General features: G+C 67.3%; 16 protein-coding genes. 6 read left to right on the top strand and 10 right to left on the bottom strand.

Annotated features, from left to right (window positions below; all coding sequences use genetic code 11):
• Positions 1–51 precede the first annotated feature (51 nt).
• The 3 genes from HMPREF3114_RS08355 to purE form a co-directional block, all read right to left on the bottom strand.
• Complete coding sequence (locus HMPREF3114_RS08355) at positions 52–393, bottom strand: carboxymuconolactone decarboxylase family protein (RefSeq protein ID WP_070489549.1); 342 nt, start codon at positions 391–393, stop codon at positions 52–54.
• A gap of 125 nt (positions 394–518) precedes the next feature.
• A complete protein-coding gene (locus HMPREF3114_RS08350) occupies positions 519–1,667 on the bottom strand; it encodes a 5-(carboxyamino)imidazole ribonucleotide synthase (RefSeq protein WP_070489548.1) in 1,149 nt (382 codons plus the stop codon).
• Positions 1,664–2,167 carry a 5-(carboxyamino)imidazole ribonucleotide mutase gene (gene purE, locus HMPREF3114_RS08345; RefSeq protein ID WP_005412808.1) on the bottom strand — a complete coding sequence of 168 codons (504 nt, stop codon included), beginning with the start codon at positions 2,165–2,167 and terminating at the stop codon, positions 1,664–1,666. Before purE ends, HMPREF3114_RS08350 begins: the two co-directional genes overlap by 4 nt.
• A 58-nt stretch (positions 2,168–2,225) precedes the next feature.
• Between purE and HMPREF3114_RS08340 the strand changes: the two genes are divergently transcribed.
• The 4 genes from HMPREF3114_RS08340 (at position 2,226) to HMPREF3114_RS08325 (ending at position 4,870) form a co-directional block, all read left to right on the top strand.
• Entirely contained in the window at positions 2,226–2,495 is a 270-nt protein-coding gene (locus HMPREF3114_RS08340; protein ID WP_005415953.1) for a Trm112 family protein, read from the top strand.
• Positions 2,492–3,343, top strand: coding sequence for a carboxylating nicotinate-nucleotide diphosphorylase (gene nadC / locus HMPREF3114_RS08335; protein ID WP_053500833.1), 852 nt, complete (start codon positions 2,492–2,494; stop codon positions 3,341–3,343). Before HMPREF3114_RS08340 ends, nadC begins: the two co-directional genes overlap by 4 nt.
• A gap of 119 nt (positions 3,344–3,462) precedes the next feature.
• Positions 3,463–4,452, top strand: coding sequence for a DUF2272 domain-containing protein (locus HMPREF3114_RS08330; protein ID WP_032954068.1), 990 nt, complete (start codon positions 3,463–3,465; stop codon positions 4,450–4,452).
• Positions 4,453–4,519: 67 nt separating this feature from the next.
• The gene (locus tag HMPREF3114_RS08325; RefSeq protein ID WP_005415950.1) at positions 4,520–4,870 is read left to right on the top strand and encodes a DUF3301 domain-containing protein; all 351 of its coding nucleotides are present in this window, start codon (positions 4,520–4,522) and stop codon (positions 4,868–4,870) included.
• A 104-nt stretch (positions 4,871–4,974) separates the two neighbouring features.
• Here the strand turns inward: HMPREF3114_RS08325 and HMPREF3114_RS08320 are convergent, their stop codons facing one another.
• The 7 genes from HMPREF3114_RS08320 to HMPREF3114_RS08290 all read right to left on the bottom strand — a co-directional run bounded on the left by HMPREF3114_RS08320 (position 4,975) and on the right by HMPREF3114_RS08290 (position 10,996).
• A complete protein-coding gene (locus HMPREF3114_RS08320) occupies positions 4,975–5,427 on the bottom strand; it encodes a ClpXP protease specificity-enhancing factor (RefSeq protein WP_005415949.1) in 453 nt (150 codons plus the stop codon).
• Positions 5,428–5,511: 84 nt separating this feature from the next.
• On the bottom strand, positions 5,512–6,147 hold the full coding sequence (locus HMPREF3114_RS08315) for a glutathione S-transferase N-terminal domain-containing protein (RefSeq protein WP_005415948.1): 636 nt from the start codon (positions 6,145–6,147) through the stop codon (positions 5,512–5,514).
• A gap of 134 nt (positions 6,148–6,281) precedes the next feature.
• A complete protein-coding gene (locus tag HMPREF3114_RS08310) occupies positions 6,282–7,031 on the bottom strand; it encodes a cytochrome c1 (protein ID WP_049414892.1) in 750 nt (249 codons plus the stop codon).
• A complete protein-coding gene (locus HMPREF3114_RS08305) occupies positions 7,024–8,283 on the bottom strand; it encodes a cytochrome b (protein WP_005415946.1) in 1,260 nt (419 codons plus the stop codon). Before HMPREF3114_RS08305 ends, HMPREF3114_RS08310 begins: the two co-directional genes overlap by 8 nt.
• On the bottom strand, positions 8,283–8,903 hold the full coding sequence (gene petA, locus HMPREF3114_RS08300) for a ubiquinol-cytochrome c reductase iron-sulfur subunit (RefSeq protein WP_004151998.1): 621 nt from the start codon (positions 8,901–8,903) through the stop codon (positions 8,283–8,285). The genes HMPREF3114_RS08305 and petA overlap by 1 nt, the downstream gene beginning before the upstream one ends.
• Positions 8,904–9,061: 158 nt before the next feature.
• Complete coding sequence (locus HMPREF3114_RS08295) at positions 9,062–9,982, bottom strand: lytic transglycosylase domain-containing protein (RefSeq protein ID WP_070489546.1); 921 nt, start codon at positions 9,980–9,982, stop codon at positions 9,062–9,064.
• Positions 9,983–10,027: 45 nt separating this feature from the next.
• Positions 10,028–10,996 (bottom strand): helix-turn-helix transcriptional regulator, encoded by a 969-nt coding sequence (locus HMPREF3114_RS08290; protein ID WP_070489543.1) that lies wholly within the window; start codon positions 10,994–10,996, stop codon positions 10,028–10,030.
• Between the two features lie 81 nt (positions 10,997–11,077).
• Between HMPREF3114_RS08290 and HMPREF3114_RS08285 the strand changes: the two genes are divergently transcribed.
• Together HMPREF3114_RS08285 and miaB are read left to right on the top strand one after the other, a co-directional pair.
• The gene (locus tag HMPREF3114_RS08285) at positions 11,078–11,698 is read left to right on the top strand and encodes a glutathione S-transferase family protein (protein ID WP_070489541.1); all 621 of its coding nucleotides are present in this window, start codon (positions 11,078–11,080) and stop codon (positions 11,696–11,698) included.
• 210 nt (positions 11,699–11,908) lie between these two features.
• Positions 11,909–13,327: a tRNA (N6-isopentenyl adenosine(37)-C2)-methylthiotransferase MiaB gene (gene miaB / locus HMPREF3114_RS08280; RefSeq protein WP_049435924.1), complete on the top strand. Its 1,419-nt coding sequence runs from the start codon at positions 11,909–11,911 to the stop codon at positions 13,325–13,327.
• Positions 13,328–13,355 lie beyond the last annotated feature (28 nt).

Here is a 13,355-nt window from a genome sequence, read left to right as displayed (position 1 = left end):
TGCCGGGGTTGCCGGCCAGCGGCCGGCACTACCGAAATGCAGAGCGGAGCTTCACGCGTTCTCGTGCGCAGCCACCGCGTCCATCACCCGCGCCGAGTACACCAGCGCCGCGCCGGCGTTGAGCGACACCGCCACGCCCAGTACTTCGGCGATTTCCTCGCGGCTGGCGCCATGCTTCAGCGCCGCGTCCACGTGCACGGTGATGCAGCCGTCACAGCGGGTGGTCACCGCCACCGCCAATGCGATCAGCTCACGGGTCTTGGCATCCAGGTGGTTGGTCTGGGCACCGGCATTGGCCAGGGTGGCGTAGCCCTTGACCGTGTCCGGCGAGAGCTTGCCGATCTCGCCGATGCGGCCCTTCAGTTCCTTGCGGTAGGCATTCCAGTCGAGCATGGTCGTGACTCCTGTGAAAGGAGCTCCACGCTACCACCGGCAATGGTGCGCCGATGCCTGCACCGGCGCGCCACACCGTTGCAGGCATACAAGGTTGTGCCGGCCATTGGCCGGCACGCCCGGGCTCAGCGGTTGCGCAGCGCGTGTACCGCCGGCGCCACCTGGGCCTGGCGGTCCAGCTCCAGGCCGACCTGGTCCAGCGCATCGGCCAATGCAGCGGCATCATCGTCGCGCAACGTGGCGTGGCCGACCTTGCGACCTTCGCGCGGCTCCTTGCCGTAGTCGTGCCAATGGCCACTGGCCTGACCCAGCACCGGCGCCGGATCGGGCATCGCGCCCAGCCAGTTCAGCATGCAGGCATGGCCGAGCATGCGGGTGCTGCCCAGCGGCAGGCCCAGCACCGCACGCAGATGGTTCTCGAACTGCGAGGTCTCGCTGCCTTCGATGGTCCAGTGGCCGGAGTTGTGCACGCGCGGTGCCATCTCGTTGGCCAGCAGCTCACCATCACGGCAGAACAGCTCCAGCGCGAACACGCCCACATACTGCAGGTGCTCGGCGACGCGGCGGGCATAGCCGATCGCTGCCTGCTGCTCGGCGTCGGACAGCACCGCCGGTGCCACGCTGGCCGACAGCACGCCGTCGACATGCCAGTTGCCGGTGACCGGCCAGGCTTCGAAGCTGCCATCGCGGCCACGCACGGCCACCACGCTGACCTCGCGCTGGAAGGCCACGAAGCCTTCCAGGATCAGTCCGGTGCGCTCGACCTGGGCACCGAGCGCATCCCATGCGGCGTCGATGTCGGCTTCGCTGCGCAGGCGGAACTGACCCTTGCCGTCGTAGCCGAGGCGGCGGGTCTTGAGGATGCACGGCAGGCCGAACTCCGCCACCTTCGCCGCCAGCCCGTCGCGGCTGCGGATGTCGGCGAAGGCCGGCAGCGGAATACCCAGCTGCTGGAACAGGGTCTTCTCGCTCAACCGGTCCTGGGCCACCGCCAGCGCGGCCGGCGGCGGATAGACCGGCACGCGGTCAGCCAGGAACCGTGCACTGTCGGCAGGCACGTTCTCGAAATCGAAGGTGACCACATCGACCTTGGCGGCGAAGTCCGCCAAGGCCTGGCGGTCGTCGAAGGCGCCCACGGTGAGCGGCGCCAGCGGGCCGCTGCAGGCGTCGGCGGCCGGGTCGTACAGTTCGAAGCGCAGCCCCAGCGGCGCACCGGCCAGGACCATCATGCGGGCGAGCTGGCCGCCGCCCAGGATGCCGACAGTCAGGCTCATTGGCGCGGATCGTCGTGGGCCATCACGTCTTCGGTCTGGCGTGCACGGAAGGCATCGAGCGCCTGGCCGATCGCCGGCTGGTCGCTGGCCAGCATCGCCGCCGCGAACAGCGCGGCGTTGGAGGCGCCGGCGTTGCCGATGGCGAAGGTGGCGACCGGGATGCCGGCCGGCATCTGCACGATCGACAGCAGGGAATCCATTCCGTTGAGGGCCTTGGACTGCACCGGCACGCCCAGCACCGGCACGGCGGTCTTGGCCGCGATCATGCCCGGCAGGTGCGCGGCCCCGCCGGCACCGGCGATGATCGCGCGCAGGCCACGCGGGCCCGCCTGCTCGGCGTAACTGAACAACACATCCGGCGTCCGATGCGCGGACACCACCTTCACTTCGAACGGAACACCCAGGGCTTCAAGCTTCTGGGCGGCGTGCTGCATGGTTTCCCAGTCGGAACGGGAACCCATGACGATGCCGACAAGCGGCGCGATCGGGTTGGGGGTCATTGGCCGTCACCTGCCTTAAAGACGTATTCTAGCCGTCTTCCACGCAAGACGAAGAACCATGGATCGCAAGCTGCTCGACCTGCTGGTGTCCCCGGACACCCGCCAGCCCCTGTCCCTGCTGGATGGCAAGGGCCTGGAAGCCCTCAACAAGGCCATTTCCGCCGGCACGGTGACCAAGGCCGATGGCAACCCGCTGGCGCAGCCGCTGCGCGAGGCGCTGGTCACCCGTGACCGCAAGCAGGTGTTCCGCGTCGACGACGGCATCCCGGTGCTGCTGGCCGAGGAAGCGATTCCGACCGCCCAGATCGCCGACTTCCCGGCCGCATGAGCACGCTGCCGACGCCGGATGCGGCCGTTGTCGCCGCCGATGTCGCGCGCGCGCTGGCCGAGGACCTGGGCAGCGGTGATGTCACCGCCGCCCTGCTCCCCGACCAGGCCGACAGCGCCTACCTGCTGTGCAAGCAGGATGCGGTGATCGCCGGGCGCCCCTGGTTCGACGCTACCCATCGCGCGCTCGACCCTGACGTGCGCATTGAATGGCACATCGCCGAAGGCGATGCCGTCACCGCCGGCACCGTGCTGGCCCTGCTGCACGGGCGCAGCCGCAGCCTGGTCAGTGCCGAGCGCACTTCGCTGAATTTCCTGCAGACGCTGTCCGGCACCGCGACCATCACTGCCCGCTACGTGGCCGCGGTGGCCGGTACCGGTACCCGCATCCTCGACACCCGCAAGACCCTGCCCGGCCTGCGCCTGGCGCAGAAGTACGCGGTGCGCTGCGGCGGCGGCGAAAACCACCGCTTCGGCCTGTACGACACGGTGATGCTGAAGGAGAACCACATCCGCGCCGCCGGTTCGCTGGCCGCGGCGGTGGCCGCCGCACGCCGGCAGTGGCCTGCGCTGCCACTGGTGGTCGAGGTCGAAGACCTGGCACAGCTGCGCCAGGCGCTCGAAGCCGGTTGCGAACGCATCCTGCTGGATGACTTCAGTCCCGACCTGCGCCGCGAGGCGGTGCGCATCACCGCCGGACGCATTCCGCTGGAAGTCTCCGGCAGCGTCGGCCTGGGCGGCCTGCGCTCGATCGCTGAGGATGGCGTCGATTGCATCTCCATCGGCGGACTGACCAAGCATGTGCAGGCCATCGATCTGTCGTTGAAGCTGGGCCCGCCGCCGGCTTGAGGCCTACGGGAGACCTTGTGGAGCCGAGCGTAGGCTCGGCTCTACACGACCCGGGCGCCTTCACGGCTCGGCTACGCCAGCCTCTGCGACGCTGCGGGCATCCCCCACAGGAGCCGCGCATGCGCCGGATGCTCTTGCCTGCCTGTCTGCTGCTCGCGGCAGCCCCCTTGTCCGCCGCAGCCGCTGAAGCCTGCGATGTCCCTCCCCGCTTCGGCCTGAGCCCATTGGCGGTGGCCATCCGCAATACCGCCTGCAACGAGCACCGGTTGTGGTTCCGGCCCTTCATCGATCGCGATGGCCGCGCCGCCAGCCTCAGCGTCACCGAAGCCGAAAGCGATCACCTGGCCGACAACGGCCTGATCGCCTGGCAGCGCGTGGCCGGCTACTGGCGCAACAGCGGCACGCTCAACGCGATGGGCAGCATCGCCGGCGCCAGCAGCTGTCTGGCACCACTGGGCACGCGCTACACCGACAGCGACTGCCGCGCGTTCCTGATCGACAACCCGTGGTCGGCCGCTTTCATTTCCTGGGTGATGGTGCAGGCCGGCGTTCCCGGCTTCAACACGTCGCCGCGCCACATCGACTACATCCGTGCCGCGTACCAGGGCGGCCCCTCGGGCGTGCCGTACCGGCTGGTCGATCCCGCGACCGCAAAGCCCGCACCGGGCGACCTGTTGTGCTTCCTGCGCGACCGCAGCACGACGCTCAGCTACAGCGGGCTGGTGCAGGCGCTGGGCAACGGTTCGGTGGGCCACTGGAAATCGCATTGCGAAGTGGTGGTGGCTGCCAACCTGGGAGGCGACCAGACCCTGTACCTGGTGGGTGGCAACGTGATGAACACCGTGGCGATGCGGTTGCTGCCGCTGGACCGCACCGGGCTGATCAAGCTGCCCCCGGCACGCGAACGCAACAGCACCGGCATCGACCCCAGCTGCACGCCGGGCCGCGAGGACGAATGCAGCTTCAACCGCCAGGACTGGGCAGCGCTGCTGCAGCTGACCGCGACTGCGCCATTGGTGATGCCGTCACCCTCCGCAGCGCCGATGCAGGCCGTACCGGCCAACGCGCCCGCAGCGCCGACGACGGGCCAGCCACCGCCGAGGCGGTGATACCCGTGCTTGATCCAGCGCACGTTCGCCGCCATCTTTGCCGGATCGACCTCTGACGGCTGACGCCATGCCTACCCTGCTGCTGTTGTTGATTGCCGGCGGAATCATCTACTTCTTCTGGAACGCCGCACGCTCGGCCGCCGAGCGCGCGGTCGAGCTGGGACGCAATGCCTGCCGCGCCGCCGACGTGCAGTGGCTGGACCAGGCGGTGCACGCCACCGGCCTGCGACTGTCGCGTGGCGAAGATGGCCGGCTCGGTTTCGAGCGCACCTTCAAGTTCGAGTATTCCTACGATGGCATCGATCGCCACGTGGGCCGCATGGTGCTGCGTGGCGACCAGCTGATCTCGTTCACCGGCCCCGGTGCCGCGCGGATCAGCCAGATCCGGCCGGATGTGGAGGACGCCGAGGATGTGTAAGAACTGAAGGTGTGCCGACCAACGGTCGGCACCCACACAATTCCGGCACCCACCGGTAAAACCTGCAAAGGAAGACGCCGCCCATCGGGGCGGCGTCGGAAGGGTTACTTGACCACGCGCAGGTTCGGGCGGCCCTTCGGCGGCGGACTGGCCGGCGGCGTGTCGTCCGGCGGCGTGCCTTCCTCGTGCAGCAGCTCATCGCGGGTCGGTGCGGTTTCGTTGCCCGGAATGTCATCCGGCAATGCCATGCCCTGCCCGGTCTCGCGGGCGTAGACCGCCAGCACGGCGCTGATCGGCACCTGCACCGGGTAGCTGGTTCCGGAGAAGCGGGCCGAGAAGCTCACCATTTCGTTGTCGATCATCAGCCGCACCACGGCACGTTCGGCGATGTTGAGCACGACCCGGCCATCCTTGACCGCCGAAGGCGGGACCTGAACGCCGGGGACGCCGGCGTCGACCAGGATGTGCGGGGTCAGCTGGTTGTCGTTGATCCATTCCACCAGCGCCCGCAGCAGGTACGGGCGGTGGCTGGTCATGTGGAAGAAGTCTTCGGTCATGCGTGAAGTGTACGCGCCCGGCGCCCCGCCGGGGCGGATCGTCTGCACGCCGGTCGGCGTGCAGACGGGTAACGCGGGGCCGGATCAGACCGGCAGGTCGCGCAGCTTCTTTTCCTGCTCGGTCAGGCTGCGGACAAATCCCGGATGGCGGAAGATGCGGTTGCCGTAGTCCTCGATCGCCTTGCCGTCCTTCGGCAGCGGCACATCCAGCGACTGCAGGCGCCAGATGATCGGCGCCATCGCGCAGTCGGCCAGGCTCATTTCCGGGTTGAGGAAGAACTTGCTGGCCTTGAACAGCGGCAGCGAGGCGGTCAGCAGTTCCTTCAGGCGCTTGCGCCCGGCCTCGGCCTGGGTCTTGTTGCCCAGCTGGATGGCCTGCACCTGCGGCACCCAGTCGTGCTCGATGCGGAGCATGGCCAGGCGGATGCGTGCACGCGACAACGGGTCGACCGGCATCAGTGGCGGATGCGGGTAGCGCTCATCCAGGTACTCGCTGACCACCGATGCGGCGTACAGCACCAGCTCGCGTTCGACCAGGGTCGGCACCGAGTGGTACGGATTGAGGTCGATCAGGTCTTCAGGCGGGTTCTGCGGATCGACCGGAACGAAGTCGAAGGTGACGCCCTTGGCCGCCAGGACCAGGCGTACACGGTGGCACAGTACGTCGTCGTTCGAGGAAAACAGCGTCAGTGTATTGCGCATGCGTACGCTCGCCGCCATCAAAGGCTCTCCCACGACAGGAGACCGCCTGCCGCATCGGCGCCGCCGGCACCGTGCCAGCGGTCGACTCCTCCCCGAGTGTGCAACCGACCATCACAAAAGCCAATAGGCCCATGCGATGGCCGGTGGCAGAATCAGTGAACGTCCTTCCAGTATTCCTTCTTCAGCAGGTACAGCAGGAAGGTCAGCAGGGCCAGGAACAGGATCACCCACACGCCCAGCTGCTGGCGCTTGAGTGCGGCCGGTTCGCCGGCGTATTCGAGGAAGTTGGTGATGTCCCGCACGGCCTGGTCGTACTGCCCGGCGTCCACCGATCCCGGCGTTTCAATCTTCAGGCCGGTCACCGGCGGGTCCATACCGGGCGCTTCCGCCTTGCCGTGCACCGCATGCTGCAGCCCCTGCATCTCCCACAGCGGGTTGGGCATGGAGGCGTTGGCGAACAGCGCGTTGTTCCAGCCCAACGGGCGGCTGCTGTCCAGATAGAACGACTTGAGATAGGTATAGACCCAGTCGCTGCCACGCACACGCGCGATCAGGCTGAGATCGGGCGGCATCTTGCCGAACCACTTCTCCGCGTTTTCCTTGGGCATCGCGACCGGGATCGGGTCGCCGATCGCCGAGCCGGTGAAGTTGAGGTTGTTCATCACCTCTTCTTCGGTCAGGCCCAGGTCCTGCGCCATCCGCGAGTAGCGCAGGTACTTCAGCGCGTGGCAGCCGGAGCAGTAGTTCATGTACAGCTGCGCACCCCGCTGCAGCGAGGCGCGGTCACCGAGGTCGTTGCCGGCCTGCAGCAGCTTGGTGCCGCCCTCGGCGGCGGAGGCCAGGAAACTGCCCAGCATCAGGGTGGCCGTCAGGGCCAGCCGGACCATCCAGCGCTCAGTCATGCGTGGTCACCCTCTCCGGTACCGGCTTGGTCTTGTCCAACCTTGTCCATAGCGGCATGGTGATGAAGAACGCGAAGTACAGGAAGGTCAGCACCCGCCCGATGTAGGTTTCATGCACGTCGGTGCCCGGGCCGGAGCCGATCACGCCCAGCCACACGAAGCACACCGCCAGCACGCCCAGCATCACCTTCGAGATCCAGCCGCGGTAGCGCACCGACTTCACCCTGGCCTTGTCCAGCCACGGCACCAGGAACAGGATCGCAATGGCCGAGAACATCACCAGCACGCCACCGAGCTTGTTCGGTACCACGCGCAACATCGCGTAGTAAGGCGTGTAGTACCAGACCGGCTTGATGTGTTCGGGGGTCACCAGGCGGTTGGCCTCGGTGAAGTTGTCGTGTTCCAGGAACAGGCCGCCAAAGCCCGGTGCGAAGAAGATGATGAAGGCGGCGATGATCAGCAGGAAGCCGGCCCCGACACCATCCTTGAGCGTGTAGTACGGATGGAACGGAATACCGTCGGCCGGAGCATTCGGCGACCAGCGGTTGCCCTTCGGCCCCTTCTTGATCTCCACGCCATCGGGGTTGTTCGACCCCACTTCGTGCAGCGCGCCCAGATGCAGCACCACCAGCAACAGCAGCACCAGCGGCAGTGCGATGACGTGCAGCGCGAAGAAGCGGTTGAGCGTGGCGTCACTGGGCAGGTAGTCGCCCATGATCCATTCGGTCAGGCCGTTGCCGATCACCGGTATCGCGCCGAACAGCGAGATGATCACTTTGGCGCCCCAGAACGACATCTGGCCCCACGGCAGCACATAGCCCATGAAGGCCTCGGCCATCAGCACCAGGTAGATCAGCATGCCCAGGATCCACACCAGCTCGCGCGGCTTCTGGTAGCTGCCGTACAGCAGGCCGCGGAACATGTGCAGGTAGACCACGATGAAGAACAGCGAGGCGCCGGTGGAGTGCATGTAGCGGATCAGCCAGCCCCACTCCACATCACGCATGATGTATTCGATGGAGCCGAACGCCTCGGCGGCGTTGGTCTTGTAGTGCATCGTCAGGAAGATGCCGGTGACGATCTGGTTGACCAGCACCAGCAGTGCCAGCGAACCGAAGTAGTACCAGATGTTGAAGTTCTTCGGCGCGTAATACTCGGTAACGTGCTTGCGGTAGACCGGCATCAGGCCCGGCGCGCGGGCATTGACCCAGTCGGCGACGCCGCTGGCGGTACGGGCGAGGATATTGGCCATCAGGCTGCCCCCTGCGGATCGACACCGATGATGATGGTGTTGTCGTCCTGGTAATGGTGCGCGGGCACCTTCAGGTTGATCGGTGCCGGCACATCCTTGAAGACGCGGCCGGACATGTCGAAGCGCGACTTGTGGCAGGGGCAGAAGTAGCCCCCCTTCCACTGCGGGTCGTAGGGCTCAGGCCGGATCTCGGCGACCATTTCCGGCGAGCAGCCCAGGTGCGTGCACAGGCCGACCAGCACGGAGATGTCCGGCTTGATCGAGCGCAGCTCGGGATTCTGCTTCAGCACGTAGTCCGGCTGCTGGTCCTTCTCGCCGGACTCAGGGTCCTTGAGGCGGCCATCCAGCCCGTGCAGTGCATCCAGGATCGCCTTGGACCGCTTGACGATCCAGATCGGCTGGCCACGCCACTCCACGATCAGGCGTTGGCCTTCCTGCAGGGCGCTGATGTCGGCCACCACCGGTGCACCGGCAAGCTTGGCACGGGCACTGGGGTTCCAGGATTTGATGAAAGGAACGGCGGTGAATCCGACGCCGACGGCGCCAACCACAGCAGTGGTGGCAGAAAGAAAACGCCGACGTCCGGTGTTGACTGGATCGTGTACCCCATCGTTGGCCATCCGGCACTCCGATATTGATTAGGTAGCTTTAAGGCTGCCAGCGGATCCGGTGGGGGCCAGAGCCGCATTGAATCATGGGCGAGTGTAGCGGAACCGTCGCGCGCCACACAACGCATTGCAACAACATTGATTACGGGGTTGCCGGCCAGCGGCCGGCACTACTGGTGTGTCAATGCGGTGCGGTAACGCTCGGCCAGCTGTCCGACCCGGCGCACGTAGTACTGGGTCTCGCTGTAGGGCGGCACGCCACCGTGGCGGTCGACCGCGCCTTCGCCGGCGTTGTAGCCGGCCGCAGCCAGGGTCAGGTCGCCATTGAAGCGCTTCAGCAACCACGCAAGATACTGCACGCCACCACGGATGTTCTGCGCGGCATCGTAGGAATCGCTGACCCCGAAGCGGGCCGCGGTCGGCGGCATCAGCTGCATCAGGCCCTGCGCGCCGGCGCGGCTGAGCGCAGTCGGGTTGTAGGCCGACTCGGCGTGGATGATGGCGCGCACCACGGCTTCTTCGACGCCGAACTCGCGTGCGGCCGAGGTGATCTCGGTCTGGAACGCGGTGGTGTTCAAGCGCACCGAACCGAAGTCCACGCGTGGGTTGACGCCACAGGCATAACAGCGCTCCATGAAACTGTAGCGGATGGTACGCACCGGGCCGAGGTTGGCGACCTGGGTCGGCCGCGCACTGGTGTAGTGGCGCACCCCATCCTTCATGAAGGAATAGACCTGGCCGCTGACCATCCGCCCGGCCCGCGAGGCCGTCGGTACCGCGGCAGGCGCGGGTGCAGCAGGCGTCGGCGCGACCGCAGCGGGCGCAGCGGCGCTGGCCGCCACGGCGACCGGATTGCGTTCGATGCTGGCCACCGAGGTCGGCGCAGGCTTCGGTGCGGCCACCACGGGGCGCGGTGCCGGGCGGGTATCACGGCTGTAGCTGATGCTGCTGCAGCGCGCGCCGGCCACTCGCTTGCTAACGTAGCTGGTGACCCCGTCGGCGCCCTGGCACTTGTACAGGGTGCCAGCGCTGGCCGGCGCAGCGGTCAGCGCAGCGATGATGATCGCCGTTGTCCCCAGTATCCCCTTCATGCCGCGAGTGTCCCAGCTTCGCCGGGGCTTGCCAAGCGATGTGGCTCAGCCTGTGACCGGCGGCACAGCCAGCGCCTGGCCCAATCCGGCCAAACGCTGTGCCAGCTCATCGCGCAGGCCCGGCGGTGTGGTCCACAACGCCACCGGCACCCGGTCCAGGCTGAGGATCTGCGCCAGCATCATGCCGCGGCTCTCGGCGCCCATGCGCAACAGGCAATGGTCGGCACCATCAGCCTCCAGCACACCACACCACGGCGGGATGCGCCCTTCCAGCTCGGTGCGGCTGCCGGCCAGGCGGACGATGGCCTGCAGCGCGAAGGGCGCCTGGCTGACCGCCTGCCGCACCATCACGTCCGGGGGCGCGGGCGGGCGCCGATGCATGCCCGGCCCGGAGCATTCGCGCACCGCGCCCATCCGGTCCACGCGCAGGGTGCGCCAGTCTTGGCGGCCCAGGTCCCAGGCCAGCAGGTACCAGCGCCGCCCATGGTTGACCAGGTGCTGCGCCTCGACCTCGCGCTGGGTCACCTCCTCCTGCGCACTGCGGTACTCGAAGGCCAGCCGTGACGCCTGCCGGCAGTGCTGGGCCAGCCGTCCCAGCAGGCGTGCGTCGGTGGAGGGAAGGTCGGACAGGGTGGCCGTCGCCGCATGCACCTCGCCGGCCTGCCGCCGGCGACGGGTGGGGACCAGCGGATCGAGCTTGGACAGCAGGCCCCGCGCGGTGTCGTCGATGCCAGCGACGGTCGCTGACGCGGCACGCAGGGCGATCGCCAGGGTCGTCGCCTCGTCCTCGTCCAGCAGCATCGGCAGCACCGGTGCCCCTGCCCCGAGCTGATAGCCACCGCCGACCCCCGATGAGGCCCGCACCGGATAGCCCAGTTCGCGCAGGCGTTCGATATCACGGCGGATGCTGCGCCGGTCCACGCCCATGCGCTCGGCCAGCTCAGCCCCGGACCACTGGCGGCGGGCCTGCAGCAGGGCGATCAGGCGCAGCAGTCGATGGGCGGTATGGCGCATGAAGAATCGAGGACAGAAGTCGTCCGCAATAGTGCCTCAGGATGACTTCCAGTTCACCCACCCACCGCAAGGAGCAATGCCATGAACTCACGCCAGATCACCCTGTACCACGCCGCCAGATCCCGTTCGAGCGGCGCCGTGGCCCTGCTCGAAGCGCTGGGTGCCGACTACCGCATGCAGGTGCTGGACCTGAAGGCCGGTGCCAACCTGGCCCCGGCCTATCTGGCCATCAACCCGATGGGCAAGGTGCCGGCCATCGTCCACAACGGCGCACTGGTGACCGAGCAGGTCGCCATTTATCTGTACCTGGCCGACCTGTATCCGGAGGCCGGGCTGGCCCCGCCGATCGGCGACGCCCTGCGCGGCCCCTACCTGCGCTGGATGGTCTTCTACGGTGCCTGTTTCGAGCCGGCGATGATCGACAAGGCGATGCACCGCGAGCCGCCGCCGCGCCTGATGTCGCCGTACAACGACGCCGAGACCGTGCTGCAGGTGGTCGAGGCCCAGCTGGCGCAGGGCCCGTACCTGCTCGGCGAGACGATGAGTGCCGCCGACGTGCTGTGGGGCAATGCGCTGGCCTGGACCACGGCCTTTGGCCTGGTGCAGCCGGCGCCGGCCACGGCTGATTACATCGCACGGATGAGCGCGATGACCGCCTTCGACCGGTCGCGGCAGATCGATGCGGAGCTGGCGGCCGCGTAAGCAGCCCCCCCTTGTGCGGCGTAAGCAGCGCCCCCTTGTAGAGCCGAGCCCACGCTCGGCTGGCTTCAATAGAGCCAGGCCATGCCAGGCTGCCCCATGGGAAGCGGGAAGAGCAGCCGAGCGTGGGCTCGGCTCTACAAGGGCGCGGCGGCTGGCGCGGGATGCGGGTAGAATTGCCCGCTTTCCCGCCACCCGAATGGATTAAGCGCCATGACCGGGACGCCAGACGTCTTTCCGCCCGCCACGCCGGGCGGTACCCCGCTCGTTGCCCTGCCCGCTGGTCCGCGCAAGCCTGACCAGGTCAAGGGCAAGCTGTACATCAAGACCCACGGTTGCCAGATGAACGAGTACGACTCGGCCAAGATGGCCGACGTGCTTGCCGCCAGCGATGGCCTGGAACTGACCGACAGCCCGGACGACGCCGACGTCATCCTGGTCAACACCTGCTCCATCCGCGAGAAGGCGCAGGAGAAGGTGTTCAGCCAACTCGGCGTGTGGAAGGGCCTGAAGAACAAGGGCCGCGAGGTCATCATCGGCGTGGGCGGCTGCGTTGCCTCGCAGGAAGGCGAAGCGATCATCAAGCGCGCCCCGTTCGTGGACCTTGTGTTCGGTCCGCAGACCCTGCATCGCCTGCCGGAACTGATCCGCGCACGCCGCGAGCAGAAGCGCCCGCAGGTGGACATCAGCTTCCCCGAGATCGAGAAGTTCGACCGCCTGCCCGAGCCACGCGCCGAAGGTGCCTCGGCGTTCGTGTCGATCATGGAAGGCTGTTCCAAATACTGCTCGTTCTGCGTGGTGCCTTACACCCGCGGCACCGAAGTCAGCCGCCCGTTCGAGGACGTGGTGGTGGAAGTGGCGCAGCTCGCCGCGCAGGGCGTGCGCGAGATCAACCTGCTCGGCCAGAACGTCAACGCCTATCGCGGCCCGTATGGAGACGGTGAGTTTGCCGACCTCGGCCTGCTGATCCGCACCATCGCCGAGATCGATGGGGTCGGCCGCATCCGCTTCACCACCTCGCACCCGCTCGAGTTCAGCGATTCGCTGATCGATGCGTTCCGCGACGTTCCGCAGCTGGCCAACTTCCTGCACCTGCCGGTGCAGGCCGGCAGCGACCGCGTGCTGTCGGCGATGAAGCGCGGCTACACCGCGCTGGAATTCAAGTCGAAGATCCGCAAGCTGCGCGCGGTGCGCCCGGACATTTCAATCAGCTCGGACTTCATCGTCGGTTTCCCCGGCGAGACCGATGCCGACTTCGAGAAGACCATGAAGCTGATCGAGGACATCGGCTTCGACCACAGTTTCTCCTTCATCTATTCGCGTCGACCGGGTACGCCGGCGGCCGATCTGGAGGACACGATCAGCGATGCCGAGAAGCATGCGCGCCTGTCGCGCCTGCAGGAGCGCATCAATGCGCACGCCGCCAGCATCTCGGAGAAGATGGTCGGTACCGTGCAGACCGTGCTGGTGGAAGGGCCGTCGCGCAAGAACCCGAACGAGCTGACCGGCAAGACCGAGAACATGCGGTCGGTGAATTTCCCGGCGCCTGCGCGCCTGATCGGGCAGTTCGTGGATGTGGTGATCACCGAAGCGCTGACCAATTCGCTGCGCGCGCGGGTGGTTGCGGAATAAGGCGTGCCGACCCACGGTCGGCACCCAC

The organism is Stenotrophomonas sp. HMSC10F07 (assembly GCF_001807895.1).
Lineage (GTDB): Bacteria > Pseudomonadota > Gammaproteobacteria > Xanthomonadales > Xanthomonadaceae > Stenotrophomonas > Stenotrophomonas sepilia.
This window is presented reverse-complemented; position numbering and strand designations above follow the sequence as displayed.

Coding starts and splice junctions, on each gene's coding strand:
- HMPREF3114_RS08325 (WP_005415950.1), top strand. CDS start 4,520: ATGCCTACCCTGCTGCTGTTGTTGATTGCCGGCGGAATCATCTACTTC.
- petA (WP_004151998.1), bottom strand. CDS start 8,903: ATGGCCAACGATGGGGTACACGATCCAGTCAACACCGGACGTCGGCGT.
- HMPREF3114_RS08350 (WP_070489548.1), bottom strand. CDS start 1,667: ATGAGCCTGACTGTCGGCATCCTGGGCGGCGGCCAGCTCGCCCGCATG.
- HMPREF3114_RS08305 (WP_005415946.1), bottom strand. CDS start 8,283: ATGGCCAATATCCTCGCCCGTACCGCCAGCGGCGTCGCCGACTGGGTC.
- HMPREF3114_RS08285 (WP_070489541.1), top strand. CDS start 11,078: ATGAACTCACGCCAGATCACCCTGTACCACGCCGCCAGATCCCGTTCG.
- purE (WP_005412808.1), bottom strand. CDS start 2,167: ATGACCCCCAACCCGATCGCGCCGCTTGTCGGCATCGTCATGGGTTCC.
- HMPREF3114_RS08320 (WP_005415949.1), bottom strand. CDS start 5,427: ATGACCGAAGACTTCTTCCACATGACCAGCCACCGCCCGTACCTGCTG.
- HMPREF3114_RS08315 (WP_005415948.1), bottom strand. CDS start 6,147: ATGGCGGCGAGCGTACGCATGCGCAATACACTGACGCTGTTTTCCTCG.
- HMPREF3114_RS08290 (WP_070489543.1), bottom strand. CDS start 10,996: ATGCGCCATACCGCCCATCGACTGCTGCGCCTGATCGCCCTGCTGCAG.
- miaB (WP_049435924.1), top strand. CDS start 11,909: ATGACCGGGACGCCAGACGTCTTTCCGCCCGCCACGCCGGGCGGTACC.
- HMPREF3114_RS08330 (WP_032954068.1), top strand. CDS start 3,463: ATGCGCCGGATGCTCTTGCCTGCCTGTCTGCTGCTCGCGGCAGCCCCC.
- HMPREF3114_RS08340 (WP_005415953.1), top strand. CDS start 2,226: ATGGATCGCAAGCTGCTCGACCTGCTGGTGTCCCCGGACACCCGCCAG.
- HMPREF3114_RS08355 (WP_070489549.1), bottom strand. CDS start 393: ATGCTCGACTGGAATGCCTACCGCAAGGAACTGAAGGGCCGCATCGGC.
- nadC (WP_053500833.1), top strand. CDS start 2,492: ATGAGCACGCTGCCGACGCCGGATGCGGCCGTTGTCGCCGCCGATGTC.
- HMPREF3114_RS08310 (WP_049414892.1), bottom strand. CDS start 7,031: ATGACTGAGCGCTGGATGGTCCGGCTGGCCCTGACGGCCACCCTGATG.
- HMPREF3114_RS08295 (WP_070489546.1), bottom strand. CDS start 9,982: ATGAAGGGGATACTGGGGACAACGGCGATCATCATCGCTGCGCTGACC.